20 protein-coding genes and 1 pseudogene are annotated in these 23,977 nt (G+C 67.1%); 8 read left to right on the top strand and 13 right to left on the bottom strand.

The annotated features are described in order from the left end of the window. The first annotated feature begins 188 nt into the window (after window positions 1–188). Window positions 189–878 carry an MBL fold metallo-hydrolase gene (locus ACYU7L_RS00105; RefSeq protein WP_460793096.1) on the top strand — a complete coding sequence of 230 codons (690 nt, stop codon included), beginning with the start codon at window positions 189–191 and terminating at the stop codon, window positions 876–878. Window positions 879–916: 38 nt separating this feature from the next. Here the strand turns inward: ACYU7L_RS00105 and ACYU7L_RS00100 are convergent, their stop codons facing one another. Then, entirely contained in the window at window positions 917–1,591 is a 675-nt protein-coding gene (locus ACYU7L_RS00100; protein ID WP_460793095.1) for a TetR/AcrR family transcriptional regulator, read from the bottom strand. 113 nt (window positions 1,592–1,704) lie between these two features. Here ACYU7L_RS00100 and ACYU7L_RS00095 point away from each other — a divergent pair, with 113 nt between their 5' ends. Further along, complete coding sequence (locus ACYU7L_RS00095; protein WP_460793094.1) at window positions 1,705–3,252, top strand: acyl-CoA synthetase; 1,548 nt, start codon at window positions 1,705–1,707, stop codon at window positions 3,250–3,252. Between the two features lie 41 nt (window positions 3,253–3,293). Here ACYU7L_RS00095 and ACYU7L_RS00090 read toward each other — a convergent pair whose 3' ends face one another. From ACYU7L_RS00090 to ACYU7L_RS00075, 4 genes and pseudogenes are all read right to left on the bottom strand, one after another. Further along, complete coding sequence (locus ACYU7L_RS00090) at window positions 3,294–3,905, bottom strand: TetR family transcriptional regulator (protein WP_460793093.1); 612 nt, start codon at window positions 3,903–3,905, stop codon at window positions 3,294–3,296. A 512-nt stretch (window positions 3,906–4,417) separates the two neighbouring features. Further along, a complete protein-coding gene (locus ACYU7L_RS00085) occupies window positions 4,418–5,620 on the bottom strand; it encodes an NAD(P)/FAD-dependent oxidoreductase (protein ID WP_460793092.1) in 1,203 nt (400 codons plus the stop codon). Between the two features lie 5 nt (window positions 5,621–5,625). Further along, window positions 5,626–7,008: pseudogene (locus ACYU7L_RS00080) on the bottom strand (cytochrome P450); the annotation flags it as partial. A 31-nt stretch (window positions 7,009–7,039) separates the two neighbouring features. Then, window positions 7,040–7,360: a 2Fe-2S iron-sulfur cluster-binding protein gene (locus tag ACYU7L_RS00075; protein WP_460793091.1), complete on the bottom strand. Its 321-nt coding sequence runs from the start codon at window positions 7,358–7,360 to the stop codon at window positions 7,040–7,042. 125 nt (window positions 7,361–7,485) lie between these two features. Between ACYU7L_RS00075 and ACYU7L_RS00070 the strand changes: the two genes are divergently transcribed. Next, window positions 7,486–8,496 carry an AraC family transcriptional regulator gene (locus ACYU7L_RS00070; protein ID WP_460793090.1) on the top strand — a complete coding sequence of 337 codons (1,011 nt, stop codon included), beginning with the start codon at window positions 7,486–7,488 and terminating at the stop codon, window positions 8,494–8,496. Between the two features lie 11 nt (window positions 8,497–8,507). Here ACYU7L_RS00070 and ACYU7L_RS00065 read toward each other — a convergent pair whose 3' ends face one another. Together ACYU7L_RS00065 and ACYU7L_RS00060 are read right to left on the bottom strand one after the other, a co-directional pair. Then, window positions 8,508–9,320 carry a transglutaminase-like domain-containing protein gene (locus ACYU7L_RS00065; protein ID WP_460793088.1) on the bottom strand — a complete coding sequence of 271 codons (813 nt, stop codon included), beginning with the start codon at window positions 9,318–9,320 and terminating at the stop codon, window positions 8,508–8,510. Window positions 9,321–9,333: 13 nt separating this feature from the next. Beyond that, on the bottom strand, window positions 9,334–10,005 hold the full coding sequence (locus ACYU7L_RS00060) for a TetR/AcrR family transcriptional regulator (RefSeq protein WP_344711265.1): 672 nt from the start codon (window positions 10,003–10,005) through the stop codon (window positions 9,334–9,336). 96 nt (window positions 10,006–10,101) lie between these two features. Here ACYU7L_RS00060 and ACYU7L_RS00055 point away from each other — a divergent pair, with 96 nt between their 5' ends. Then, window positions 10,102–11,268, top strand: a complete 1,167-nt coding sequence (locus ACYU7L_RS00055; RefSeq protein ID WP_460793087.1) for an acyl-CoA dehydrogenase family protein — start codon at window positions 10,102–10,104, stop codon at window positions 11,266–11,268. A 63-nt stretch (window positions 11,269–11,331) separates the two neighbouring features. Here the strand turns inward: ACYU7L_RS00055 and ACYU7L_RS00050 are convergent, their stop codons facing one another. The 4 genes from ACYU7L_RS00050 to ACYU7L_RS00035 form a co-directional block, all read right to left on the bottom strand. Continuing rightward, entirely contained in the window at window positions 11,332–11,823 is a 492-nt protein-coding gene (locus tag ACYU7L_RS00050; protein ID WP_344711274.1) for a CBS domain-containing protein, read from the bottom strand. A 142-nt stretch (window positions 11,824–11,965) separates the two neighbouring features. After that, a complete protein-coding gene (gene dsrO / locus ACYU7L_RS00045) occupies window positions 11,966–12,694 on the bottom strand; it encodes a sulfate reduction electron transfer complex DsrMKJOP subunit DsrO (protein ID WP_460793085.1) in 729 nt (242 codons plus the stop codon). 2 nt (window positions 12,695–12,696) lie between these two features. Then, window positions 12,697–15,204, bottom strand: a complete 2,508-nt coding sequence (locus ACYU7L_RS00040; RefSeq protein WP_460793084.1) for a molybdopterin-containing oxidoreductase family protein — start codon at window positions 15,202–15,204, stop codon at window positions 12,697–12,699. A 42-nt stretch (window positions 15,205–15,246) separates the two neighbouring features. Further along, a complete protein-coding gene (locus tag ACYU7L_RS00035) occupies window positions 15,247–16,191 on the bottom strand; it encodes a DmsC/YnfH family molybdoenzyme membrane anchor subunit (RefSeq protein WP_344711283.1) in 945 nt (314 codons plus the stop codon). Between the two features lie 179 nt (window positions 16,192–16,370). Here ACYU7L_RS00035 and ACYU7L_RS00030 point away from each other — a divergent pair, with 179 nt between their 5' ends. From ACYU7L_RS00030 to ACYU7L_RS00015, 4 genes are all read left to right on the top strand, one after another. Further along, a complete protein-coding gene (locus ACYU7L_RS00030) occupies window positions 16,371–16,769 on the top strand; it encodes a carboxymuconolactone decarboxylase family protein (RefSeq protein ID WP_460793083.1) in 399 nt (132 codons plus the stop codon). 841 nt (window positions 16,770–17,610) lie between these two features. Then, window positions 17,611–18,222, top strand: a complete 612-nt coding sequence (locus ACYU7L_RS00025; RefSeq protein WP_344711289.1) for a TetR/AcrR family transcriptional regulator — start codon at window positions 17,611–17,613, stop codon at window positions 18,220–18,222. Between the two features lies 1 nt (window position 18,223). Continuing rightward, window positions 18,224–18,709, top strand: coding sequence for a PaaI family thioesterase (locus ACYU7L_RS00020; RefSeq protein WP_344711388.1), 486 nt, complete (start codon window positions 18,224–18,226; stop codon window positions 18,707–18,709). A gap of 182 nt (window positions 18,710–18,891) precedes the next feature. Then, window positions 18,892–19,440 carry a TetR/AcrR family transcriptional regulator gene (locus tag ACYU7L_RS00015; RefSeq protein WP_240641441.1) on the top strand — a complete coding sequence of 183 codons (549 nt, stop codon included), beginning with the start codon at window positions 18,892–18,894 and terminating at the stop codon, window positions 19,438–19,440. Window positions 19,441–20,516: 1,076 nt separating this feature from the next. On the opposite strand, the gene ACYU7L_RS00010 is transcribed toward ACYU7L_RS00015, so the two are convergent. Together ACYU7L_RS00010 and ACYU7L_RS00005 are read right to left on the bottom strand one after the other, a co-directional pair. After that, window positions 20,517–22,883, bottom strand: coding sequence for an MMPL family transporter (locus tag ACYU7L_RS00010; protein WP_460793082.1), 2,367 nt, complete (start codon window positions 22,881–22,883; stop codon window positions 20,517–20,519). A 32-nt stretch (window positions 22,884–22,915) separates the two neighbouring features. Then, window positions 22,916–23,515, bottom strand: coding sequence for a TetR/AcrR family transcriptional regulator (locus ACYU7L_RS00005; protein WP_460793081.1), 600 nt, complete (start codon window positions 23,513–23,515; stop codon window positions 22,916–22,918). Window positions 23,516–23,977: the final 462 nt, after the last annotated feature.

Genomic DNA, 23,977 nt, shown 5'->3' with positions numbered 1-23,977 from the left:
GTCTATGCGCTCGAGCTGGACGACGGGCGCATCGACGCCGGGTAGGCCATTGACGAGGCTTGGCAGGCCCTGACCTACGGCTTGACCAAGGCCGGGCACGCAATCCGCGACGTCCGCGGCGTGATGGTGACGCACATCCATCCCGACCACTACGGCCTGCCGGGGCGGGCCCGCGAGGCGTCGGGTGCGTGGGGGGACTGCATCCCGACGACGCGGCGCTGCTGCCCGCCCGGTACGGGGCCGGCATTTCTGACCTGCTCGACGAGATGGCCGGGCTGCCGCCAATCTGCGGGGTGCCCGAGGACGAGCTGCAAGCGCTTTCCCGTGCCTGGCTGCCGACCGCGGCCTACGTCCGCCAGGCCGAGCCCGACCGCCTCATCCGAGACGGCGACCGGCTGGCGTTGCCCGGCTGGGATCTGCGTGCGGTCCACACGCTGGGCCACTCGCCCGGTCACCTGTACTTCCACGAGCACCGGGGTCACGTCCTCTTCTCCGGGGACCACGTCCTTCCGCGCATCACGCCCAACATCGAAGTGCACGCCCAGTCGGCGGGCAACCCGCTGGCAGACTTCGTCGACTCCCTGGCACGCGTCTCCGGGCTGGATCGCGAGCTGGACGAGGCGCTGCCCGCTCAGGAGTACCGCTTGGCCGGCCTCGCGGCGCACGTGTCGACGCTCGTGGGCCACCACGACGCACGGCTGGTAGAGATCCGCGCCGCCCTGGCGGGGGCCACCGACGGCCTGGGAGCTGGCCGCCGCGCTGACCTGGTCGCGACCCCGGGAGCAGGTCTCCGGTGTGGAACGGCTGTCGCGGAGACCTGGCGCACCTCGTCCTATTGGAGAGCAGGTGAAGGTGGCGCGGGCCGAGAGACGCCATGACGCTGGGAGCAGCGCTGACAGCACTGAAATGCCACTACTCACTCGTTAAGCGCCTCGGTGGCCGCTGCGCCCGCACGGTCACCCCCTGGCCAGGCCACGGGCGCGAGGCCGATCGCCCCGGCCCACAAGCGCGTGAGGACGTCGACGGCCGCCGCCTCGTCCAACCCCTCTACCGGGTCCTGCCACAGGTGGGCGAAGGATTCCACCATGCCGCCGAGGGCGCTGGCCGTCGCCCGCGGCGGCAGCCTCGGATCCGCCAACCCCACTTGCTGCAACCGGATCAGGCCCTCCATACCCCGCTGGACGAACGACTCCCGCATCTCCAGCCGCAGCACCCGGAAGTCCTCCCGGACGTCCGCCAGGGAGTCCAGCACCCGCAGAATGCGAGAGTGTTGGGTCACCGCCCGCAGGAACGACCTGTTCGCGGCTTCGATGCGAGCGTACGCGGCCTCTGGCGGCAGACGGTCCCCGATCGAGGTCGCAGAGAAGATCGCCTCACCAACCTCGCTGATGAGCTCGCGCAGCAACGCCTCCTTGGAATCGAACCAGGTGTAGAACGTCCCATGGGAGACCCCAGCACGTTGGACAACAGCATCAATTCCGACGGCGGAGAACCCGCACTCCTCGAACAACTCCCGCCCGGCGCGCAGCAACGCCGACCTGGTTCGCCGGCCGCGTGCAGTGAGCGGGGGGGAACTGGATCCGCGATTCATCACTCGTGTCCTCCGGGATAGCGTCCGACCATCTTGACGGTGTCGTCAAGTTTGGACAAACTGCGTGACCTGACCCACTCACAGGGGTGACAGCATCCCCGGAAGGAATCTCCATGGACAAGGGAATTGGCAGCTGGGTCACGACGAGGGCATTCCTCTCCGGGGACCGGATCGCGATCGTCGACGGTGAGCGGCGTCTGACCTACTCGACCCTGGACAGCAGCACCAACCAACTGGCCCGGGCACTGAGCGCCCTCGGCGTCCGGAGGGGCGACCGGGTGGCAGGGCTCCTGCTCAACAGCACCGCGTTCATTGAGACGATGCTGGCCACGGCCAAGCTGGGCGCGGTGTTCGTGCCCATGAACGTGCGCCTTGCGCCGGCCGAGATCACCTATCTCTTGGCGGACTCGGGCGCAGGCGTGTTCGTGTATTCGGCGCCCCTGGCTTCGGTTGCCCGCGCGGCTGTGGCCGGCGAGGGAGTGCGCGTCCGATCCCGCCTGGTCGTAGGCGGCGAACCCGAGGACGGCGAGCTGCGCTATGAGCGGGTGTTGGCCAGCGGCGAGGCCCGTCCAGTCGACGCCGACGTCGATCGGCGCGACGTGTCGTGCTTGATGTACACGTCTGGAACCACAGGGCGACCCAAGGGCGCGATGCTGACTCACGACAATCACCTGTGGAACGTGGTGAACAGCTTGTCCTTCGGGCGCGGCTTGCGCGAGACCGACGTCACGGTGACCGTGGCGCCGATGTTTCACATCGGGGGCCTCGGGATCCACACCCTGCCACTGCTGTACCTCGGCGGGACCAACGTACTGCTTCCCTCGTTCGACCCGGCGCAGACCCTCAGGGTGATGTCCCGAGAGAGGGCCACCGTGCAGTTCATGGTCCCGGCCATGTGGGCGGCGCTCATGTCGGTGCCTAGCTTCGACGACTTCGACCTGTCCTCGCTGGAGCTCGCCGTCTCCGGTGGAGCGCCCTGCCCTCTGCCGGTCATTGACTTCTACCAGGGCAAGGGGCTGCCCTTCCAGGAGGGTTTCGGAATGACCGAGACCGCTCCGATCGTGTCCGTCCTGGACGCCGATCACGTAAAGGAGAAGGCCGGATCCATCGGCCGCGCGGTGTTCCACGTTGAGGCGCGCATCGTCGATGACGCCGATAAGGACGCACTCACCGACGAGGTCGGAGAACTTGTCCTGCGCGGACCCAATGTGTTCACCGGCTACTGGGGTCTCCCCGAAGCCACGGCCGAGGCCTTCCGCGGCGGCTGGTTCCACACCGGTGACCTGGGCCGCATGGACGCCGAGGGGTTCATCACGCTCGTCGACCGCAAGAAGGACATGATCATCACTGGCGGCGAGAACGTCTACCCCATCGAGGTCGAGCAAGTGCTCTACCGACACCCCGCCGTCCGCGAAGTGGCCGTCGTCGGGGTCCCCGACGTCCGCTGGGGCGAGACCCCAGTGGCCACCGTGGCACTCCAGGACGGCGCCGAGCCGACCGCCGAGGATCTTATCGCGTACACCCGGGAGCGGCTTGCCCACTTCAAGTGCCCCACGAGGATCGAGTTCGTAGCCGAGCTGCCCCGCACAGCGACCGGCAAGGTACTCAAGACGGTGCTACGGCAGCAGCACGGCGGCGACGAACACGCCGTACGCCGCTGAAACTCAGTTCACACTGCTCCCGTCGTCCCGTCGGGCCCAGGTCACGATTCGAGGGAGAGCACCCGGACCGCCACCTCGGAGATCTTGCGCGCCGTCGCGGTTCGGTCCCACTTGGGGAGCGCCAGATGGCTGACCGTCAGGCGCACCATGGTGTCGGCCGCGTCGATGACGTCGTCTGGGGGAAGACTCGGGTAACTCTTCGCCACCCATGCGGCTAGGGTGTCGGAGGCGAGGTCGAGAAGCCGTCCGGATGTCGTGAGCAGTGGAAGCATCCCTGTGGACGCCTGACTGGCCACATCCGGAGCGCGGTTGGAGATGAGCACCGCCTTGAGCAGGGGGCTACGTTCGGCCTCTTTCAACGTGTAGTCGACGGCTGCTGCGATGCCGCGTTTCGCATCGCCGATGTGTGCCTCCAACGCCTTCTGGATGCCCTCCAGGAAGCGCGAGGCCTCGCGGAGTACGAGGGCTTCTCCGACACCCGCCTTGTCACCGAACTCCTTGTAGAGCGCCGCCCGGGACACCCCGGCACGATCCGCCACCTCCCCCATGCGCACCCGGTCCCAGCCGCGGTCGACGATCAGGTCGTGGGCAGCCTCTAGGACAGCGGCGCGCATATGCTCCCTGAACCGTTCGCGCATGGACGGTGCCCGCATGACAGAGAGGTTAGCGATCTCTGTCTCGAGACCGACTCGCGTTACTGACCTGGACACGCCCGCACGCTACCTAGCGTGCTCGTCGGCCAGTTGGTCGACCATGGCGGCGAGGGTGTCCTGAAGTCTCTGCACCCCTACAGTCACTGCCGTCGCCCTCGGCAACTCCCGGAGGTCGCCGAGTGGCACCGGGTCCCCGACCAGCAGGGTGACCCGACGACGGCGGCAGCCCAGCACCGCGCCTCCCGACCCGGGCAGGCGTTCGGTGCGGCGCCAGTCCGCTCTCCTGCCCAGCAGCAGCAGCGGTTTGCAGCCGAGCAACGCCAGCCACCACGCAGGCCCGCGGGCGTCTCCGGGGACGTGTCTCACGCCCGCGGACCGACGCGAGTCACGCAAGTCCGGAACGATAGGCGGGACTCTCATCGCCGTCCAGACCGTCGTCCCCCAAGCCATCCTTGCTCAGCTCGGCGGGCAATGGCTCGGTCGTGACCACGACCAGCGGTTACTGCGGCTTCTCACACCGCCACCTCCGCTGTCAGTGCAGCCATGTCGACCGCGGTCCCCTGGGTGAGAATGCGTTTGGTGGTCATGAAGTCTCGGGGACGGTTGACACAGTCAGCGGCTATCGGCTCGCCCTTCCGGAGGTAGTAGCAGGTGAAGTCGCGGTCACGGGTCGGGTCACCGCTCACGACGATGTCGTCATAGCCGGTGTTGAGTCCCGCGATCTGGAGCTTGAGGTCATACTGGTCCGACCAGAACCACGGGAGCGCCGCCACCTCCTTGTCCTTTCCACAGATGGTCGCCGCTGCCACCTTGGCCTGCTCCATTGCACTCGGGACCGACTCCAGCCTGATTCGTCGGCCGTAGCGGGGGATGTCCTGCGACGTACAGTCCCCGGCCGCCACGATGTCAGGGTCACTGGTGCGGGCCTGGGCGTCGATCACGATCCCGTCGTCCACGACCAGGCCGGCTGCCGCGGCGAGCTCGATGGTCGGCTCGATCCCGATCCCGACGATCACAAAATCGGCTCGGACGGAATCGCCGCTGGCCAGGACCACCTCTCGCAGGCGGGTGTCGCCGACCATGGCCTCGACCGAGGCGTTCGTCCTCACGTCGACGCCCTCTTCTTGGTGGATCCGCGTGAAGAAGGCCGACACCTCAGGGGCGGTGACCCGCTCGAGGACCCGGTCTGCGGCCTCGAGGACCGTGACGTGGAGGCCCAACGAGCGCAGCGAGGCGGCGGTCTCCAGCCCGATGTACCCACCACCCACGATGACTGCGTTGCGCCCGGGGATCGCGTCCTCGCGGATCCGCTCCACGTCCGACGACCGACGCAGGTAGTGCACCCCGCCGAGGTCGGCACCCTCAGCGCCGAGACGTCGGGGGTGCGCTCCTGTGCAAAGAGCAAGAGCGTCATAGGACAGGCGGTCCCCGGTGCCGAGCACGAGCTCGCCCGCCGGCCGGTCGATCTCCTGCACGCTGGCAGTCACGCGCTCGACGTTCTGCTTGACGTAGAAGTCCTCCGACCGGATGGCCAGCTCCTTCAGCGAGCACTTCCCGCCCAGATATGCCTTCGACAACGGAGGCCTTTGGTACGGCAGCGCCGACTCGTCACCGACCAGCACGATCTCACCCGACCAGCCCTCTCGGCGGAGGCTGGTGACCAGCTGCACCCCGGCATGGCTGGCGCCGACCACCACCGCGCGCTCCGACCTCATCCCGCGCCCTTGGGGGTGAGCTCGACCATCAGCTTGCTGATGCCGCGAACGAAGTTGGACTGCACGTACTGCGGCTCCCCGACCACATCGATCCTCTCGAAGCGCGGGAGCAGCTCCTCCCAGAGGATCCGCAGCTGCAGCTCGGCCAGCCGGTTGCCCATGCACCGATGCACGCCGAAGCCAAAAGCAATGTGGTTGCGGGCGTTGGGCCGGTCGATGATCAGCTCGTCCGGTCGCTCGAACACCGTCTCGTCGCGGTTGCCGGACGCGTACCACATCACCACCTTGTCGCCCTTGCGGATGAACTGGCCGTTCAGCATAGTGTCGCTCTTGGCGATCCGCCGCATGTACGCGAGCGGCGTCTGCCAGCGGATGATCTCAGAGACCATATTCGGGATCAGGTCCGGATTGGCCTTGAGCTTCTCGAACTGGTCGGGGAACTGATTGAGCGCGAGAACTCCGCCGCTCATCGAGTTGCGCGTGGTGTCGTTGCCGCCCACGATCAGCAGAACGAAGTTGCCGATGAACTCCATCGGACGCTTGACCAGGTCCTTGGTGCTCTCATCGCTCTGCAGCATCGTAACCAGGTCGAACCCGGGCTCTTCGCCGGCCGCGAGCCGGGCGGCCTTGTCGTGCCAGAGTTCAGTGAGTCCTCGCGCCATCTCGAGCATGCCCCGGAACAGTTCGTCGTTGTCGGTAGTGGCCGGGCCGCCGTTGGTCTGCTCCATCGAGGTTGCCAGGTCCGACCACTCGACGAGCTTGTGCCGCTCCTCGAAGGGGAAGTCCAACAGCGTGGCCAGCATACGGGCGGTCAGCTCGATCGACACCGTGCTCACCCAGTCGAACGGTTCGTTGACGGGCAGGTTGTCCAGGACGTCCCTGACGCGCTCGCGGATCAGGTCCTCCATCTCGTGGAGGTTCTTCGGCGCGACGACACCTTGGACGGCGCGCCGCTGAATGTCGTGTTTGGGCGGGTCCATGGCGATGAACATCGCGACGTCCATGAACCGCGGGGGTGTTCCGATGACGATGAGAGGCTCGGCGGAGAAGACCTCGTGGTTCTTGTCCACCGCCATGATGTCGGCGTGACGCGTCAGCGACCAGAACGGGCCGAACGGACTATGGGGCTGGTAGTGGACCGGAGCCTCGTTGCGCAGACGTTCGAAGTAGGACGCCCACCGCCCCTGTCGGTAGAGGAAGGGGTTGCTGAGGTCGATGTCGGCGAGGGGCACCTCTTCGACCGGCGGAATCGGGGCCTCGACGAACATCGGCCCGTTCGCGCCTGAGAGCCACCGCCGGCCCTTATCGTAGAGACGCGCGCCCTGGATCTGTCGCTCCAGGGGGATGGCGGACTCGACCTTCGTCTTCACTGTTTCTGGGATCTTCACTTCTGGGAACTTCATCTGGCTTGACCTCCTGCTACATCTGGAACTCGGGCAACTGAACGGTCAAGCCGTCCCACGATTCGCCCACCTTGACTTGGCACGCCAGGCGAGACGTCGGCTGTCGCTCGGGGTTCATCGACAGCATCTCCTCCTCCTCGGGACCGGACCGGCCGACCTTGTCGGCCCACGCGGGATCAACGATCACGTGGCAGGTGCCGCATGCGGCCTCGCCTCCGCAGTCGGCATCGATGCCCGGGATGGCGTTGTTCGTCGCCACCTGCATCAGCGAGCTGCCCTCCTCCAGCGGGGCCTCGTGCTGCTCCCCATCGTGCGACATGAAGGTGACCACTGCCATCGACAATTCTCCTGTCTTTGCCCACCGGATAGACGTTTCGGTAATGACTGTCGTCGTCAGTCCCCGGCAAAGCCATGTCGTATCGTGTCAGGATCTTGTGAATTCGGATCACGTGAGGACTGCCTGTGGAGACAGACGAGCCAGGCGTCCCGTCGCTGGCCTTCGTGCAGCTGCTGAGCAGCCCGGCGATCGACGATGACGCCGTCGAGCGTTTTCGCGCCATCATGACGCGCGAGGGAACCGGTGAGCTGGCTCTCATCCAGACCAAGGGCGAGGCACCGCTGCGGTGGTTCCGCGAGGTCTATCCCGACCTCGACGTCGAGCAGGCCACCCGGCTCGGGACCGCCTGCGCAGAACACGCACAGCTCACGTCCTTCGGACCGTTGAGTGTCCCGTTGGTCAGCGCGTGCACCGTCGCAGAAGTCGTGGAGCTGCTGACCTACCTGCCCTTGATCACCAAAGCGGTCACCACGCAGTTCCATCCGCAGCAGGACGACCTGACGATCCGGCTGTCGGGGAACGCAGGCGACCCAGATCTCGACTGTCTGGTCGTCACCTACTGCGGACTGGCACTCATGCGGTTGATCGACCTGCTGGTCGTCGAGGCGTCCGAGGCGACCATGCACAGCCACTGGCCGGAGCCGAGCGGGCTACCCCGAGAGCCGGAGAGCCGGACCCGGCTCGAGTTCGACGCCCCCTTCTCCTACCTGCACATGCCCGCGAGCACGCTCCGGGCTGCCTGCCGCTTCCCCGACCCGATCACCTACGGACTCGCCGTCACCGAGCTCCAGCAGTCGCTCGCGCGCCGAGCCGACACCCCGGAGTTCACCCGCAGAGTCCGGGCGTCGCTCGACGACGGGTCCGGGGCAAGGACGATCCAGTCCGTCGCGAACGAGTTCTCGATGTCCTCGAGCACCCTGAAACGGCGCCTCGCTGCTGAGGGGACCAGTTTCCGCGAGCTGCTGCAGCAGTCAATGGTCGACCGCGCCAGGAAGCGGCTTCTCGACCCCTCCACGTCGGTCGGCGAGGTCGCCAACGAGCTCGGCTACAGCGATCTCACCAACTTCTCGCACGCCTTCAAGAGATGGACCGGCAGCTCACCGAGCCACTTCCGAGGCGAGCACGAGCACCGTTGAGGGGAGAGTGCTCAGTCCGAGCTCACCGACGGGTCCACGGCTGCATGCTCAGTGGCCTCCCCGGTGTCGGCAGGAGCAACGAAGACGTCGTCGGCAACCCCGACGCCGGGGGCCATGCGGCCGTAGGTCAGGTCGAGGGCCGTCAGGATCCGGTCCAGCGGGAGGTCGTCGAAGCTGCCGTGGTCCCGCACGTACTCCATGTGCCGGGTGCCGTCGGAGGTGAAGGCGTGCATGAGCGCGTCGCTCTGTCCGTCGAAGTCCACCGGGGGCACATCGAAGCGCTCGCACAGCTCGACATTGAAGGCCGGCGTCGCCTTCAACCATCGCCCGTCGAGGTGGACGCTGCAGTACCCGTGGTACACGAACAGGTCCGTGCCACCCATGACGGCCCGCAAGGTATCGGTCTGCAGGTGGTTGCGGACGTCAGCGAAGCCCAGCCGGGCAGGGATGCCCGCGGCCCTCAGCACCGCGGTCAGCAGCACCGCCTTGGGAACGCAGTAGGCGCGGCCCGTCTCGAGCACGTAGCTGGCCCGGTAGTGCTCAGGATCTCGGGACACCGAGTAGGGGTCGTACCAGACTCTGTCCCGAACGGCCGCGAAGAGCATGCTCGCCCGCTCACGCGGGCTCGACGCGCCGGCGATCACGTGCTGTGTGAAATCGCGCACCGGAGCGCTGTCGTGATCGAGGAAGAAGCTCGCCTCGAGGTGCGGTTCCGCCGTCGGCGTCATTGCCGCCGCCAGGCGGTCGTCGGCCTTCCCGACTTCGACGTCCATGCTTCTGCCTCCTCTACCCACGCGGCTACGCACGGTGCGCGCCGTCCACACGCTGGAGCGGTCCTCATCGGACGCTCAAGTAACTGTCGTCGTCGATGCCGAGCCCGACGCTGTCAGCGAGATCGCGCAGGATCAACCACACCTGGTGCGCGATCCGCGCAATGACCTCGTCCTCCGACTCGTCGTGGTGGTCGAGCCACCAGATGATCCCGGCATCGACCATACCCATCAGCCCGGCCATGACCCCGTCCGGAAGGTCGATCTCGACCTCGGGGGTGCGCAGGTACGCCGACGCGGCGGCCACCACCTCCCCCAGGAACCGCGTGCGCCCCAGCCTGGCCTGATGCGTCTCCTTGTTCTGCTGGCGCACTGCCATGAAGCGATAGAGGTTCGGATGCTCGGCCGCCCACCCGAGTGCAGCCCCGATCACACCCCGGATGATGGCAGGGGCGGTGCCACTGACCTGCATCGCGGGCCGAACCGTGTCGATGAGCTGGTCCGCCGCGAACCGCAGCACCTCGCCGGCGAGATCCTCTTTGCTGTCGAAGTGGCGGTAGACGTGGGGCCGCGCCACACCTGCGCGTTCGGCGATCTGAGCGGCGCCGACCCCGACGCCGTACTCCTCGATCGCGTCAGCCGCCGCCACCACGATCTGTTCGCGCCGCGGAGCTCGATGAGAGTCGTGCGCAGTGGACCGGCGCACCACGGCCGTGTCCACCCACCTCGCGAGATCCACGACTGCAACCTAACCCACAGGGCTAGCGCGGGTACACGACGTACCCGTAGCCTGCGGTACAGGTTGTACCCGGTACCCACTAGCTCTGGAGGACCCATGCCCGGCCGCCGTTCGCCCTGGATGACCCAGGATCTCGACGACTTCCGCCAGCTCGCCCGCACGTTCTGCGAGAAGGAGATCAAGCCCAACATCGAGCGGTTCATCGCCCAGAAGCGCGTCGACCGCGAGCTGTGGACCCGCGCCGGCGAGCTGGGCCTGTTGTGTACGTCGATCCCGGAGGAGTACGGCGGGGGCGGCGGCACGTTCTTCCACGAGGCGATCCTCATCGAGGAGCAGGCGCGCATCGGTGACAGCAGCTGGGGAGCAGCGCTGCACAGCGGCATCGTCGCGCACTACCTGTTGCACTACGGCACCGAGGAGCAGAAGCGGGAGTGGCTGCCCAAGATGGCCTCCGGCGAGGTCGTGACCGCGATCGCGATGACCGAGCCTGGCACCGGCTCCGACCTCCAAGGAATCAAGACCAAGGCAGTCCGAGAAGGCGACGACTACGTCGTCAACGGCGCCAAGACCTTCATCACCAACGGCTACCACGCAGACATGGTGCTGGTCGCCTGCAAGACCACCCCCGATCAGGCTGCTGCCGGCGTCTCCCTGGTCATCGTGCCGAGCAACTCCGAGGGCTTTCGGCGCGGTCGGGTGCTGGACAAGATCGGCCTGAAGGGCCAGGACACCTGCGAGCTGTTCTTCGATGACGTACGCGTGCCTGCCGACAACCTGCTCGGCACCGAGGAGGGTCAGGGCTTCATCCAGCTCATGATGCAGCTGCCGCAGGAGCGGCTCATCGTCGCTGTCAGCTGCGCCGCTTCGATGGACTTGATGCTGGACCTGACGCATGACTACACGCTCACGCGCGAGGCGTTCGGCAAGCCGATCTTCGGATTCCAGAACACCAAGTTCAAGCTCGCCGAGGTCGCCACCGAGGCCCGCGTCACCCGCGCCTTCATCGACGAGTGTCTCGACCTGCACGTCAAGGGCGAGCTGGACATCCCCACCGCCGCGATGGCGAAGTACTGGTCCTCGGAACGGGCTCAGCAGGTCGCTGACACGTGCCTGCAGCTCCACGGCGGCTACGGCTACATGGAGGAGTATCCGATCGCGCGGGCGTGGACCGACCTGCGGATCAGTCAGATCTACGCCGGCACCACCGAGATCATGAAGGAGATCATCGCCCGGTCACTCCCGACGCCAGCCACCAGCCACTAGGACAGGGGCCGGCGGCGGCGATTGGCAGCCTGGCGACTGGCGCTATCCGGGTCAGGGCCAGGCCTAGCGCCATCCCTCAGACCCGGCTCGGGACAGGGTGCCGGTTGCATGCCGCTCAGCGGCTCGGGCGACGACGTCCGCGTCGGAACAGAAGCCGGTCTGCCGGCGCTTGAGGCACAGTAGGCCCAGCAGTGTCCGGTCCTCGTCCACGACAGCGAGCCGCCGTTCGCCTCTGGCCACCAGCCAGCGGCGCGCGTCTTCGAGCGGGACGTCTGGGGCGACGGTGCGGTTGGTCAGAGTCGCGAGCGTCAGCGCCGCGGCCATGTCGGCGACGTCCGCCTCGAGGTCATCGCGCACCAGCGTCCCCAGCAGGCTGGGTCCTCGAGTGAGCAGGAGCATGTGCATGTGGTCGTCGGCGAAAGCGGCCCGCGCCACGCCGACTGTCGCGCTCGCGGGCAGCGTCCATGGCTCGCGTACGAGGGCCTCGGCGACGGTCCTCTGGTCGGCGGCGTCGTGGGGTCCCGCAGGGACCGGGCGAGCAGTGTCGCCCTTCATGGGAGAAGGGAGCGATGTCGGGCAGTAGGGGTCTCGACGGAGCGGACGCGCGGCCCTTGCCGTCTCGGAGCTGCCGCCGACCGGGCCAGCCAGGTAGGTGATCCGCGACCGTGAACTCCGCAGCTACCCCAGTGGTAGGGCACTAGGAGAGCCCCACACCCATGGTGCTGGGCTCGGTGGCGATCGAGTCGAGTCCTGTGCGATGCACGCTGCGCCGTTGAACGGGGATGTAGTAGACGCTGGGGTTGGTGCCCATTTCCGGCTGTAGTTGTTGGGCGCCCTGCTCGCGGATGAGCCGGGAGACCTCCGAGTCGGGGTCGTTGAGATCGCCGACGAACCGTGCCCGCGCCGGACAGGTCTCGATGCACATCGGCAGACCGCCGGCGTCGATGCGGTCCATGCAGAAGTCGCACTTCTCGACTGTGCCACGCACTCCCGAGGTGACCGCCGAGGAGCCGAGCGCATGGTCGGTGGGGCGTTTGGCCGGCTTCTCGTTGAAGACACGAACCCCGTAGGGACAGGCTTGGATGCACGAGCGGCACCCGATGCAGTCCTCAGTGTGGATTGCGACAATGCCGTCTTCGCGCTTATAGGTAGCACCCGTGGGACACACCGGCAGGCACGCCGGCTCCTCACAGTGCTGACAGGCCATGGGCAGGAACGACAGGGTGGGGTGCTCGACGGTGCCCCCGACCTGGTCGATCTCGTCTCCCTCGACCGTGAGCACCCGGTTCCACCAGGTCCCTTCGGGGAGGTTGTTCTTGATCTTGCAGGCCACCGAGCAGGTCTGGCATCCGATGCAGCGGTTGAGGTCGATCACCATGCCCCACCGGCGGGGCCGTGCCCCCTTCTGGATCTTCGCCTTGGACATCGTCACTTCTCCTTCACGAGGGTCGGGGCGCCGCGCCGCTGGGCTTCTGGCATGACCGGGATGGCGGCCGCGTCGGCCTTGACAGCCTCGACCAGGACATCGAAGAACGAGCAGCTGTAGTGGCGGACGTTGGCCTGTTCGTGGGTCAGCTCCTGGTAGCCGCCGGCGAGGAACTGGTGACGTTGCCAGCCCTTGTTGATGTTGCACGTGGAGTCGGGGAATGCGTTGTTGGTGCGCACCTTGAGGTAGGCCTCGCCCCGGTCGTTGAACACCTTGACCACGTCGCCGTCGACCAGGCCCCGGGCGGCCATCTCGCGATCGTTGAGCTCGACCAGCGGCTCGGGGTCCATCTCGCGCAGGACGGGCACCTCGTAGTAGGTGCTGTGGACCCGGAAGCGGGAGTGTCGCTGATTGAGCACCAACGGGTACTTGGCGAACTTCGGGTTGTCCCGCCACGCTTCGAAAGGCGGCTCGAAGTGCGGCAGCGGGTCGACGCCGTGGGTCACCGGGATCCGCAATGAGGGCATGGACTCGGGGTAGTTAACGATGACCCCCTCGGCGTAGAACTCCGCCTTCCCCGAGGGGGTCATGAACCCGCCGTCGCTCAACGGGATGTAGCCAGAGTCGAAGAGCCGGGCGACGCCGTCGCGGCGGAACTCTTCAGCGACCTCCGGCCGCTGCAGAGTCGTGGCGATGTTGTCCACGATACGGTCGATCCACACCGTCGGGCTCTCGGAGAAGTACTGACCGACGCCGAGCCGCTGGGCCAGCGCGCCGAAGATCTCGTAGTCCGAGCGGGCCTGCCCGACGTTGGCGATGGCCTTCTGCTGACGCATGAGGAACGGGTGCATGCCCGCGCAGAGGTCGTCGTTCTCGAACCAGCTCGTCACCGGCAGCACGATGTCGGCCATCCGCGCCGTGTCGTTCATGACCATCTCCATGCTGACGACGAGCTCGACGTTCTCCTCCGAAAGCATCTCGTTTCGGATGCGGTTCTGGTTGGGGAAGTTGCTCACGAAGTTCGAGCAGTTGAAGATGAGCGCCTTGACGGGCCAGTCCACCGGTTCAGGTGTGCTCGACCGTGGCCCGGCGAACGGGTTGCTGGGGTCGGCGGGGACCCACTGCTGGGTGACCCCCTTGGCGACGGCGTCGTAGAGCAACAGGTAGTTGAGCTTGGCCGTGTGGTTGCCGGTCGGCATGGTCCACTCATCGAGCACCCCAGGGGTGAAGATGATGCTAATCGCGGTTCCGCCCATCAGCGAGCCGAACGGTGTGGCCCCCGGCTTGCCGATCTGCCCGCTGATGACCCCCAGCGTCGCGATGCCGCGGCCGACTAGGTCGGCGTTGTCCCAGCGGTCGATACCCATGCCGGAGTAGATGAACGACGGCCCGGCGGTGGCGTAGCGGCGGGCGACCTCACGCACCAGTGCGGGCTCGACGTCGGTGACGTCCCACATCGCCTCTGGGCTGTGCTCGGCTGCGGTGTCGGCCAGGAGCTGGAAGGCGGGCCGAACCGTGACCGCCCCCTGGGGCGTCTGTACCTGGTAGGTGCCGAAGATCGCCGTCGTCGCCGTGTTGGGGTCGGCCGGGACGGGCACACCGGTGCTCGGGTCTAGGGCGAGCACAACGGGTTCCGCGGTCGGGTCCAGGTCGCTGGCCCGCAGGAACAGCCCGTTGTCCTCACGCACCAGGTAGGTCGCCACCGTGTGCGCGCGCAGGTAGGTCTCGTCGTAGAGCCGTTCCTCGATGACGGTGTTGACCATCGACATGGCCAGGGCGCTGTCCGACCCCGGTCGAGGCCGCACCCAGATGTGGGCCTTGCTGGCTGCCTCGGAGAACCGTGGATCGATGACGATGAGCTTGGCACCGTTGTCGAGGGCGTCGGCGAAGAAGTGCCAGTTGTGCACCTGGGACTCGGTGACGTTGGTGCCCCACGCGATGATGGTCCGGGCATTGGCGATGTCCTCGGGCTGATGGGCCAGCATCCAGGCGGCCATGCCGCTGGCCAGGTTGGCCGCCACCTGAGTCTCGCCGGTGGCTAGGCCGAGGTCGATCGAGTCGGCCGCGAGGGTCGCACCCAGCACGTTGGCCATGCGGTGCGCCGCACCGGCAAGCGCCCCGTTGATGAGTGCATAACTCCCAGACAGCGGCGCGAAGCAGACCGCCTTGTCACCATAGCGCTCGCGCACGCCGGTGAGCTTGGCCGCGATCTCGTCGAGCGCCTCCTCCCAAGAGATCTCCTCCCACAGGTTCTCCCCACGCTTCCCGGCCCGGCGCAGCGGCGTGGTGATGCGGTCGGTGCCGTATACCCGCTGCGGGTGGCTCAGCCCGCGCAGGCAAATACGGTTGTAGCGGGAGTCGGGGAACGGTGCCGCGGTGGTCTCGACGAGCTTGCCGTCTCGCACGTGCGCGTAGAGGCGGCAGTTCATCCAGCAGTTGGGGGTGCACGCGGAGGCGAAGACCTGCTCGCCCTCTGCGGGCAACAGCGGCAGAGGTGCTGTCAGTGCCATGTGAACAACTCCGATGTTGTGGGGGGATCGAGGGATGCCGGTTCAGCCGAGAGGGCTGACCTTGACGCCAGCGCACAGCTGGGCATAGCGGAACTGCAGGCTGCCGGCCACGCTGAGGGCGCCACCGATGGCAAGCAGGGCAGGACCTGCTGCCGTGGCGGCGAAAGCGATGAGGGTGAGGACGACAGGCACGCCGAACCCAATCAGCACGCTGGTCCAGAAGTGGGCGGCCATCCGACCCCGCAGCAAGCGGTGCAGTCCGGCCCGAGCCGCAGGAGTGTGCTCGTGCGCACGATCGAGGACGTACATGTGGGTGATCCCCAGCGTGGCCACCAGGCCGACAAGGAAGCCGACACCGAGTTCGGTCTGCACGTCCTCCAGCCGTCCATTGACGGCGAGGACGAGCAGCGTCAACCCCAGTGAAGAGGTCAGTGCATGAGCGATGAACTGCGCCGGCACCAGCGCCGAGTGCCACAGGCGGATCGAGATCGACTCATAGAGCACCATGCCGGGATAGGCGATGATCACGGCCGCTGCGGCGAAGGAGATGGCGATCATCACCTGAGCCGTCAGGTTTGCTTCCAGGAATGGCTCGTCCGTCCAGGGCAACGCCCCGAACCAGCCGGGGAGCAGATAGAGCGCGCCGATGATCAGGAAGACGAAGTCAGCGAGCGCCCCCCGCGCGATCCACGACCGGTCAGGGCGTTTCAACGCCTTGAGCACCCGCTCCGGCCTGCCCAGGTCCAGGATCAAGATCAGTCCGCCGATCCCGACCAGGACCAGGCCCACGACATCGAGCAGGGACAGTCCCAGCACGGTTCCGGTGTCGGTGAGCGAGAACGCGTGACGCACCATGAAGGTGCCCGCCCCCAGCCCCATGGCCCAGAACCACAGCGCATGCGGTCCCCGCCAGTGTGGCTGTGGGACAAGGTGCGGTGCGAACCGGTCGTAGGTCCGCTCCCGTTCGATCAACGTCGGTTCTGCCATACCCGCCTCCGGTCCGCCGTGGCCGGCCTCGCCGGCGTTCCATCCCACAGTCCGCGCAGGAGGGCACCGGCGATATGGACCTTAGTCCCGCGTCGCCCCTTCCGAAGTGCCCGCCTTCGACACCCGCCCCGAGTAGTCTGCGTCGGGAACGGATGCGCGTGAGGGGGCGACGTCCCCTCGTGGCTCTGTCGGCTGCACAGGAAGAACGCAACAAGTGGCAAGGAGGAGAGGCGAGCGTCTTGGTGGACCATGCGGAGTACTTGCCCGGCATCTATCAGGAGTTCAGAGAGCGCTACCCGGGTGTGGCGAGCGCCCAGGACACGCTGGCGCAAGAGATGGCAAGTGCGACACCTTTCGACGATCGAACTGTCCGATTACTGAAACTCGCCCTTGCTGTGGGAGCCCAGTCGGAGGGGGCGGTCAGGTCGAACACCCGCAAGGCCCTCGCACTGGGCGCCAGCGCGGATGAGTTGCAGGCGGTGGCGATGCTGGCGGTGACGACCTGTGGGTTCCCCACCGCGATCGCCGGGCTGGGGTGGATCGACGACGTCGACTCCGCCCCGACATCTGGCGGCTGACCGGCCGCGGAGCGATGTCTGCCGGAGGGCAGGCATCGTCACCCGCGAGGAGCTCATGCGCGATGTCTGGGGCACCACACGTTTTGGACCTCCTCCAAGACCATCGATGTCCACCTGGGCTGGCTGCGCCGCAAACTGGGTCACGATCCTCGTCACCCGCACCTGATCACGACGATCGCAGCAGGGCCTCCGCTTCGAGCCCCATCCGCCCAGCTGATCTCTATCCTGCCTGACCGCGTCTGCATCGCGCAGCTCACCTCAACCGAGTTTGGCATGCAAAGCCGGGCCTGGGGAGTCAGCGATGCAGGGGCGCGCTGGCACGGGTCTGGGCCAACACCGAGCACTTTACAGCGGTCGAGTTGAGCGTGCCCCGCCTCCCTGCAATGCGGTCAGCTCGTTGGATCACTCATGGGCCGGGTGGGCTGTCGACGACACGGGCGAGCGGCACCCACTCGCTATGTAAGGCGTCGGCAAGTCGCACGAGTGCAACCGTTGTGCCCAGTTCGAGGACTGTGGCTTCGATCCAATCGCCGTCCCCCTCGGGGGCCACCCACACCGCCTGATTCCTTGTGACCACCCGGCGAGTGTGACATCTGAGGCCCTCCATGGGCAGACCACGCGGAGGTTCTGGCCGAAGGGCGGAAGCACACTCTGCGCACAGGCGGGGCCGGGGTGGCGGTGGACGCCCGGACACCAGCAGCGCCCGCCAACACACCGCCCGACGGCCGCATCGGCCATCGACCTTGCAGAGCTGAACAGGCGTACCACATCCACCCGCTACCCACCGGCCCCAGCAACAGCGCAGCTACGTGCGTTCGTGCACGCATGTTAGTCTCTGAGCATGCCCGTTCACGTAAGAAGGCAAGAGGAGCGCTCGGCGTCAACACGGCGAGCGCTGCTCGATGCCACCGTGTCATGCCTTGCGGAACTCGGATATGCGGGAACCACCGGTGCCGCGGTCGCGGCCCGGGCGGGCCTCTCACGTGGTGCGCAGTTGCACCACTTTGGAACCCGCGACCAGTTGGTCGTCTCTGCCGTCGAGCACTTGGCGGAGGAGCGTTTACGCCGCGTCCGAGAGCAAATGGAGCTGCTTGAGCCCCCTGCCACCGGAGCCCAAGGTGTAGGGGGCACAGAGCAGCGCGAGACGGCCCTACGGTTACTGGCGGAGGCGCTCTCTGGGCCGCTGTACGCCGCGAGCCTGGAGTTGTGGGTTGCCGCTCGCGCGCATCCCGCCCTGCGGGACCAGCTCGTTCCGACCGAAGACCGCGTCAACGCCGAGTTGGCCAAGATCTGCCGCACCTACGTCACCGCAGACCCCACAGAGATCCGGCTCACCCTCGACCTCCTCCTCGGAAGAGGAGTCAGCGGGCTCTTGACTCCCCATCCCGGCCAACGGCAGGCCGGGGCTCTCACTGCCTGGGCGCGGCGGCTGCAGGGAGCCCCGCGTGGCTGACATGCAGGCGCTGCTGGCCATGTGGTCGGAGAAGTTCGTTGACTACCCCGACGGCGCCGAACTGCCGGTCCACCACGACCACTGCCTGGGATGCGGGCCGCACAACCCCCACGGGCATCATCTCCGGGCCGTTCGAGAGGGCGACGGCGTAGAGGCGTGGCACGAGTTCGACGCCCGCCACGTAGGGGCGCCCGGCATTGTCCACGGCGGCGCGGTCGCCACCGTTGTCGATGACCTTTACGGGTGCTTGCTCTTCCTCGAGGGCGGGCCGGCGGTCACCCGCCAGCTGACGATCGACTACCTGGCGCCGGTACTCATCGGAACGACATACCGCCTGAGGGCCGACGTGGCCCGCCGAGACGGACGCAAGCTATTCCTCGCCGCTAGCGCGATCGGGCCGGACGGTAGCGCGGTCGTCTCTTCGACGGCTGTCTTCGTCAAAGTCGGCGCGGAGCATTTTGCTCAGGGCACCACTGACGCCACCTAGCGACTAAGCCCCAGCTCCGATGCGAGGCACAATCGCGCCAACAAAACCTGCGCCTCGCCCAACTCCCACGGCTCACCGCGCATCGTCGCAACCGGAGGTTGCCGCAGCCGCTCTCTAGTCTCTCAGTCTAATCACTCCGGAGGGCTTCGATGCGAACTGTTCCCAGTCACACTGCCGTCAAGTTGAGTGCTGCGGCCGAGCTGTTCGCCGAGCACGGTGTCGACCAGACGAAGATGGAAGACATCGCGGCTGCCACCACCATCCCCAAGGCGACGCTGTACTACTACTTCGCTGGCAAGGAGCAGATCCTCGCGTTTCTGTTCCGCGACGCCCTGGATCGCGTCGCCGACGAAGTGGCCATCGCGGTTGAGTCGGAGGGATCCGCAGCGGCCCGGCTCGCCGAGGTTATCCGGGCCCAGCTGCGGGTGATGGCCGAGCAACCGGCGGTCTGTCGGGCCTTGGTGGGCGAGCTCGGTCGGGCCGGTCGGATTCCTGAGATCGCAGCAATGATCCATTCGGCCTACTACCAGCCAGTGCAGTCGCTGATCGAGGACGGCGTAGTTGACGGCTCCCTGCGCCAGGTGCCCGACCCGGGGTCGGTCGCCATGGCGGTCTTCGGTGCGGTCACCATCAGCGCCCTGTCCTACCTCGTGAGCGCCCAGGACCTGGACCAGGAGCGCCTCGCGAGCGCGGTGACGACCCTGGTCCTCGACGGCGTACGTTCACACTGACCCCCAGCCCCGTGCCCCTTCCGGCGCCTTGAAGAACCGTCGCTAGGTCTGCCACGACGTCGGTGCTCACCTGACTGCCCTCGCTCGCGACTTCTCGAGCCGATCATCTTGGTCTGGCGTCCGCTGCAGATCGCAGCAACACCGGGTCTCTCCCCGAGCGCCCGGTCGCGACAACTAGAGCACCACCGGCTCAAGCACCAACCCGGACAGTCGACCGACTCCCACGGCACCGTTATCCGCGCCGCCGGCAGGCGTCCAGAATCCGACAAGAGGCCAGGCCCCACAGGGAATACCAAGGGAGCCGGCGCCTCCCGGCCGGGCCGCCCAGCCCAGCGTTCCAGCCGAGCCAGCCCGCCGTGCCCTCCCTGCGCGGAGAACTCGCCGGCGGGCACCCTGGATAGCCCCAACCTCGGCGAGGGGCCGCCTCACCCGTCGGGGGCTTACATGCATGCGCGCCTGCATGTAGACTGTTGGGGATCCGGGCGCTCCTCTCGTCCCGTCCGCGCCCGGCGGGGGTGACCCATGTACTTCGGGCCTGTCTGGCAGCCATTGGCGGACCTGCTCTCGGACGCGGTGTGGCATACGGTGTGGTGGATCTATGGCGGAATGGTCGCCTTTGGGAGTTGCTGGCTGATCGGGTGCGGGGGCTACCGCGCCTGGCAGCAATGGGATCGTGACTGGATTGCGCGGCGAGAGCAACGACGAGCCAGCCGGATCGACAGAGACGTCGCGCGCGGCCTGCGCGAGGTCGAGAAGTTCCTGCGACTTCAGTGCCCTGACCCGGTGAACGGACTTCACGGGGGCAGGTGGCCGAGGGTTCCCCGCGGCCACCGCCGACCGCGGCCGCCTCGATAAGCGTGCGAGCGGGCGAAGATGACGCCCCACAGCGAGCGTCCTGCCCAACGCGGCCGGCGAGCGCTCTCCCTGACCGCGGGGAGTGGACATGCATCCACACATGGTGAGGTTGGCCGCTGGTACCGCTGACGGCTCACGGCTCACGGCTCACGGTGGTGCTAACCAGCCCCTCGAGCGCGCCATGAGTGCACTCCCCGTGCCCAGCTGGGAGCGCGGGCCCACTACTTGCCGATGGACTCGGGACGAGGCATCGGCTCGCTGTCCTGATGGTCGTTGAGCGTGCGCAGGAGCCGGTCACCCTCGACATCGAGGTCGGGCAGGAGCCGGTCCAGCCAGCGCGGTAGCCACCAAGCCTTGTCGCCGAACAGTGCCATCAGCGCCGGAGTCAAGGTGATGCGCACCAAGAAGGCGTCGATGAGGATGCCGGCCGCGAGGGCGAACCCGATCTGCTTGATCATGACGTCGTGGCTGAAGATGAAACCGGCGAACACCGAGACCATGATCACCGCGGCGGCGACGACGACTCGGCTGGCCTGGTCGAAGCCATGCACCACGCCGGCTTCGCCGTGGTGGCCGTGAACGTGGGACTCGCGCATCGAGGAGACCAGAAAGACCTGGTAGTCCATCGCCAACCCGTAGAGGATCCCGGTAACGATGACCGGGATGAAGCTGAACAACGGCCCGCCGGTGTCGATCCCCACCAGCCAGCCGAGCCACCCCCAAGAGAACACCGCGGTGGTCACCCCAAAGGTCGCCAGGATACTGAGCAGGAAGCCGAGCGTGGCTTGGATCGGTACGACGAGTGACCGGAAGACCACCAGCAGAATCAGCAGCGACAGGCCGCCGATGATGGCCAGGTAGAGCGGGACGATTTCGGCGAGTCGGTCGGACATGTCGATGCCGATCGCGGTGAAGCCGGTGACACCCACCTCGACGTCGTACTCCTGCGCGACAGCCGAGCTGGGTGAACGAAGGGCCTTGACGAGGTCGGCGGTGGCCTCGTCATCGGGGCCAGAGGTGGGGATGACGCTGAGGACCGCCATCTGCCCGTCCTGACTGGTTCCCACAGGTACTGCGGCCACCACTTCATCGCGCTGCTGTAGCTGCTGCGCGACTGCGCCCAGGGTCTGGGCGTCCAGGGCAGCGCCCTCGGAGGACTCCACGGTCACCAGCAGCGGCCCGTTGAACCCCTCTCCGAACCCCTGGGCGACCAGCTCGTAGCTCTGCCGGGCGGCCGTGTCGGTGTTCGCGGTCGCGCCCGTCGGTAACCCCAGGTCCATGCTTGCTGCGGGGGCAGCTCCCATGCCCAGGACCGCGACCACCCCGAGGATCACCGGCCAGCGGAACCGCAGCACCGCTTTGACCCACCGGTCGGCGACAGAGTGGGCGCCCTGGCCATCCTCGCGTTGGCTGTGTCCCTTGGCCCGAGTCTTGGCGGAGACGATCCGCTCTCCGATCAGCCCAAGTAGGGCTGGCAACAGGGTAAGGGCGATGAGGACGGCGAGCAGGACCGTGGCCGCGGCGACCAGGGCCATGGTGGTGAGCATCGAGATGCCGATGACGGTGAGCGCGACCAGCGCCACGATCACGGTGAGACCGGCGAAGAGCACGGCGCTGCCCGCGGTCCCAACTGCCCGGCCAGCTGCCTCGCGGGCGTCCAGGTCGCGGTCGATGATCAGTCGGCGCTGCCGGTTGACCACGAACAACGCATAGTCGATGCCCACGGCGAGGCCGATCATCAACGCCAGTACCGGGGTGGCGGTGTTCATCTCCACCGACGTCGACAAGGCGAAAGCCGTCCCCACGCCCACCCCGACGCCGACCAAGGCGGTGACCAGGGGGAGGCCTGCGGCGACGAGCGAGCCGAGTGTGAGGACGAGGACCACGGCCGCGACCGCGAGCCCGACCACCTCGGCGGCGCCGACTGGGATCTCGATCGCCTTCAACGAGTCGCTCGGCAGTACCTGCAGACCGGTTCCCTGCTCGGCATCCTCGACCACCTCCAACACCGCAGAGACCTGCTCGTCTGTCAGCGACGTGGACGGCACGGTGAACTGGAACTGGAACAGCGCCACCGGCGCCCGGGTCGAGACCAGCACACCCGGCACCGGCGCTCCATCCAGGACCAGCGGCCGATACGGCGGCGGTGCCGGGTCTGGCCCATCGGCTTGCTGAGGCTGCGAGTCAGCAGCACCCTGCGCGTTCCCGGGTGAGACGGCTTCCGGTCCTACCGACGGCTCACCCTGGCCCTGGCTCAAGTCAGCCGGATTGACAACCTGCTCCAACTCGTAGACCTTCCGCACGGTCTCGGCGAGCGCGGTCATCCGCTCCGGTGTCTCCAACCGCTCACCGTCCGGGACGGTGAACACCACGCTGGCCTGGCCGCCCGAAGCTTGCGGTAGCTCCGCGGCGACGCGGTCCAGGACCCGTTGGGCCTCGGTGTTGTCGATCTTCATCTCCGAGGTCACCTTCACCCCGTTGAACACCAACGCAGCCACCACGGTAGCCAGCACCAACACCCACCCCAAGATGAATGGCCAGGGCTTGCCGTAGCAGCCGCGGCCGAGGCGGTACAAGAACGTGGACATGGGGCTGCTCCTCGGAGTGATGTGTGTGCGGGTCAGAAGCCGGTACGGAGATGGAGGAAGACCTCGGTCAAGAACTCTTCGAACTCCACGGCGTCGTGACTCGGCAGATCGCCAGGAAGGCGGACGGCGACGAGCCCCTCGAGCGCGGAGGAGACCATGCCGTAGACGGCGCCGACCAGCAGAGTGAGATAGGAAGCCGGATAGCGTCCCGCCGCCACAGCGACCATCCGCTCCTCGACCTCCAACCGCATCCGGTGCTGGACGTGGTACACGTGGGGCTCCAATGAGGGATGTGCCCGCGCCAACGTCAAGACCTCCCGCATCCGGGACAGCCCCGTCGTCGTCAACTGCAGCCGCAGCACGACCTCGACCGCATCCAGCAACGGCCGGCCCTCCGACACGTCCTCGAGTGCGTCGGCGGCAGCCTCGATACCGGCGTAGGCGGCTGCTGCCACCGCCGCCTCCTTGCAGGGATAGTGATTCGCGAACGTACGGCGCGAGTACCCAGCCATCTCCGCGACCTCGTCGATCACGAACCCGCCCAGACCGCGTTCCTTCGCCAGGTGGAAGGCAGCCTCGGCAAGCGCCTGCGCGGTCGCCGCGCGCTTCCTCCCCCTCAGGCCTTCGATCACGGCACCAGGCTCCCAGGTAATTGCCGAACAGGCAAGATTGCCTATCGTGCACATTCGCCCCCTCTGGTTGCGGCAGCCGACCGTCCGACGCGCGTCACGGAAGTGGTCTCGGACGACGAACGGCACCGACGGTCGGCGGCATGAGGAGGACGCTTCTGGGCACCAAGAGTCGCCTGGCTGCCGACTGGCGTCGGCGCAGTAGCGGAGCCGGCCGAGTCTCGAGTTGAGCCAAGGGCCATTCAGATGACAGAAGGAGCTCATTGTGACCGAGGGGTTGCCGGTCCCTCAGGCCCACGCCGGGGTGGCCAGCTGGGGCCTGCGTTTGATTGCTGGATCCATTGTCGCCTCGGCCACGCTTCTGTCAACGGCCAGCTTCTGGTCCCCGCTGGTGGCCAAGTGGAAGTCCCCACTCTCCGTCGGTTCTTCAGGTGGTCTTGATGCGGGTTCCTCCGCTCTCTCGGG

The organism is Nocardioides pacificus (genome assembly GCF_054775955.1).
This window is presented reverse-complemented; position numbering and strand designations above follow the sequence as displayed.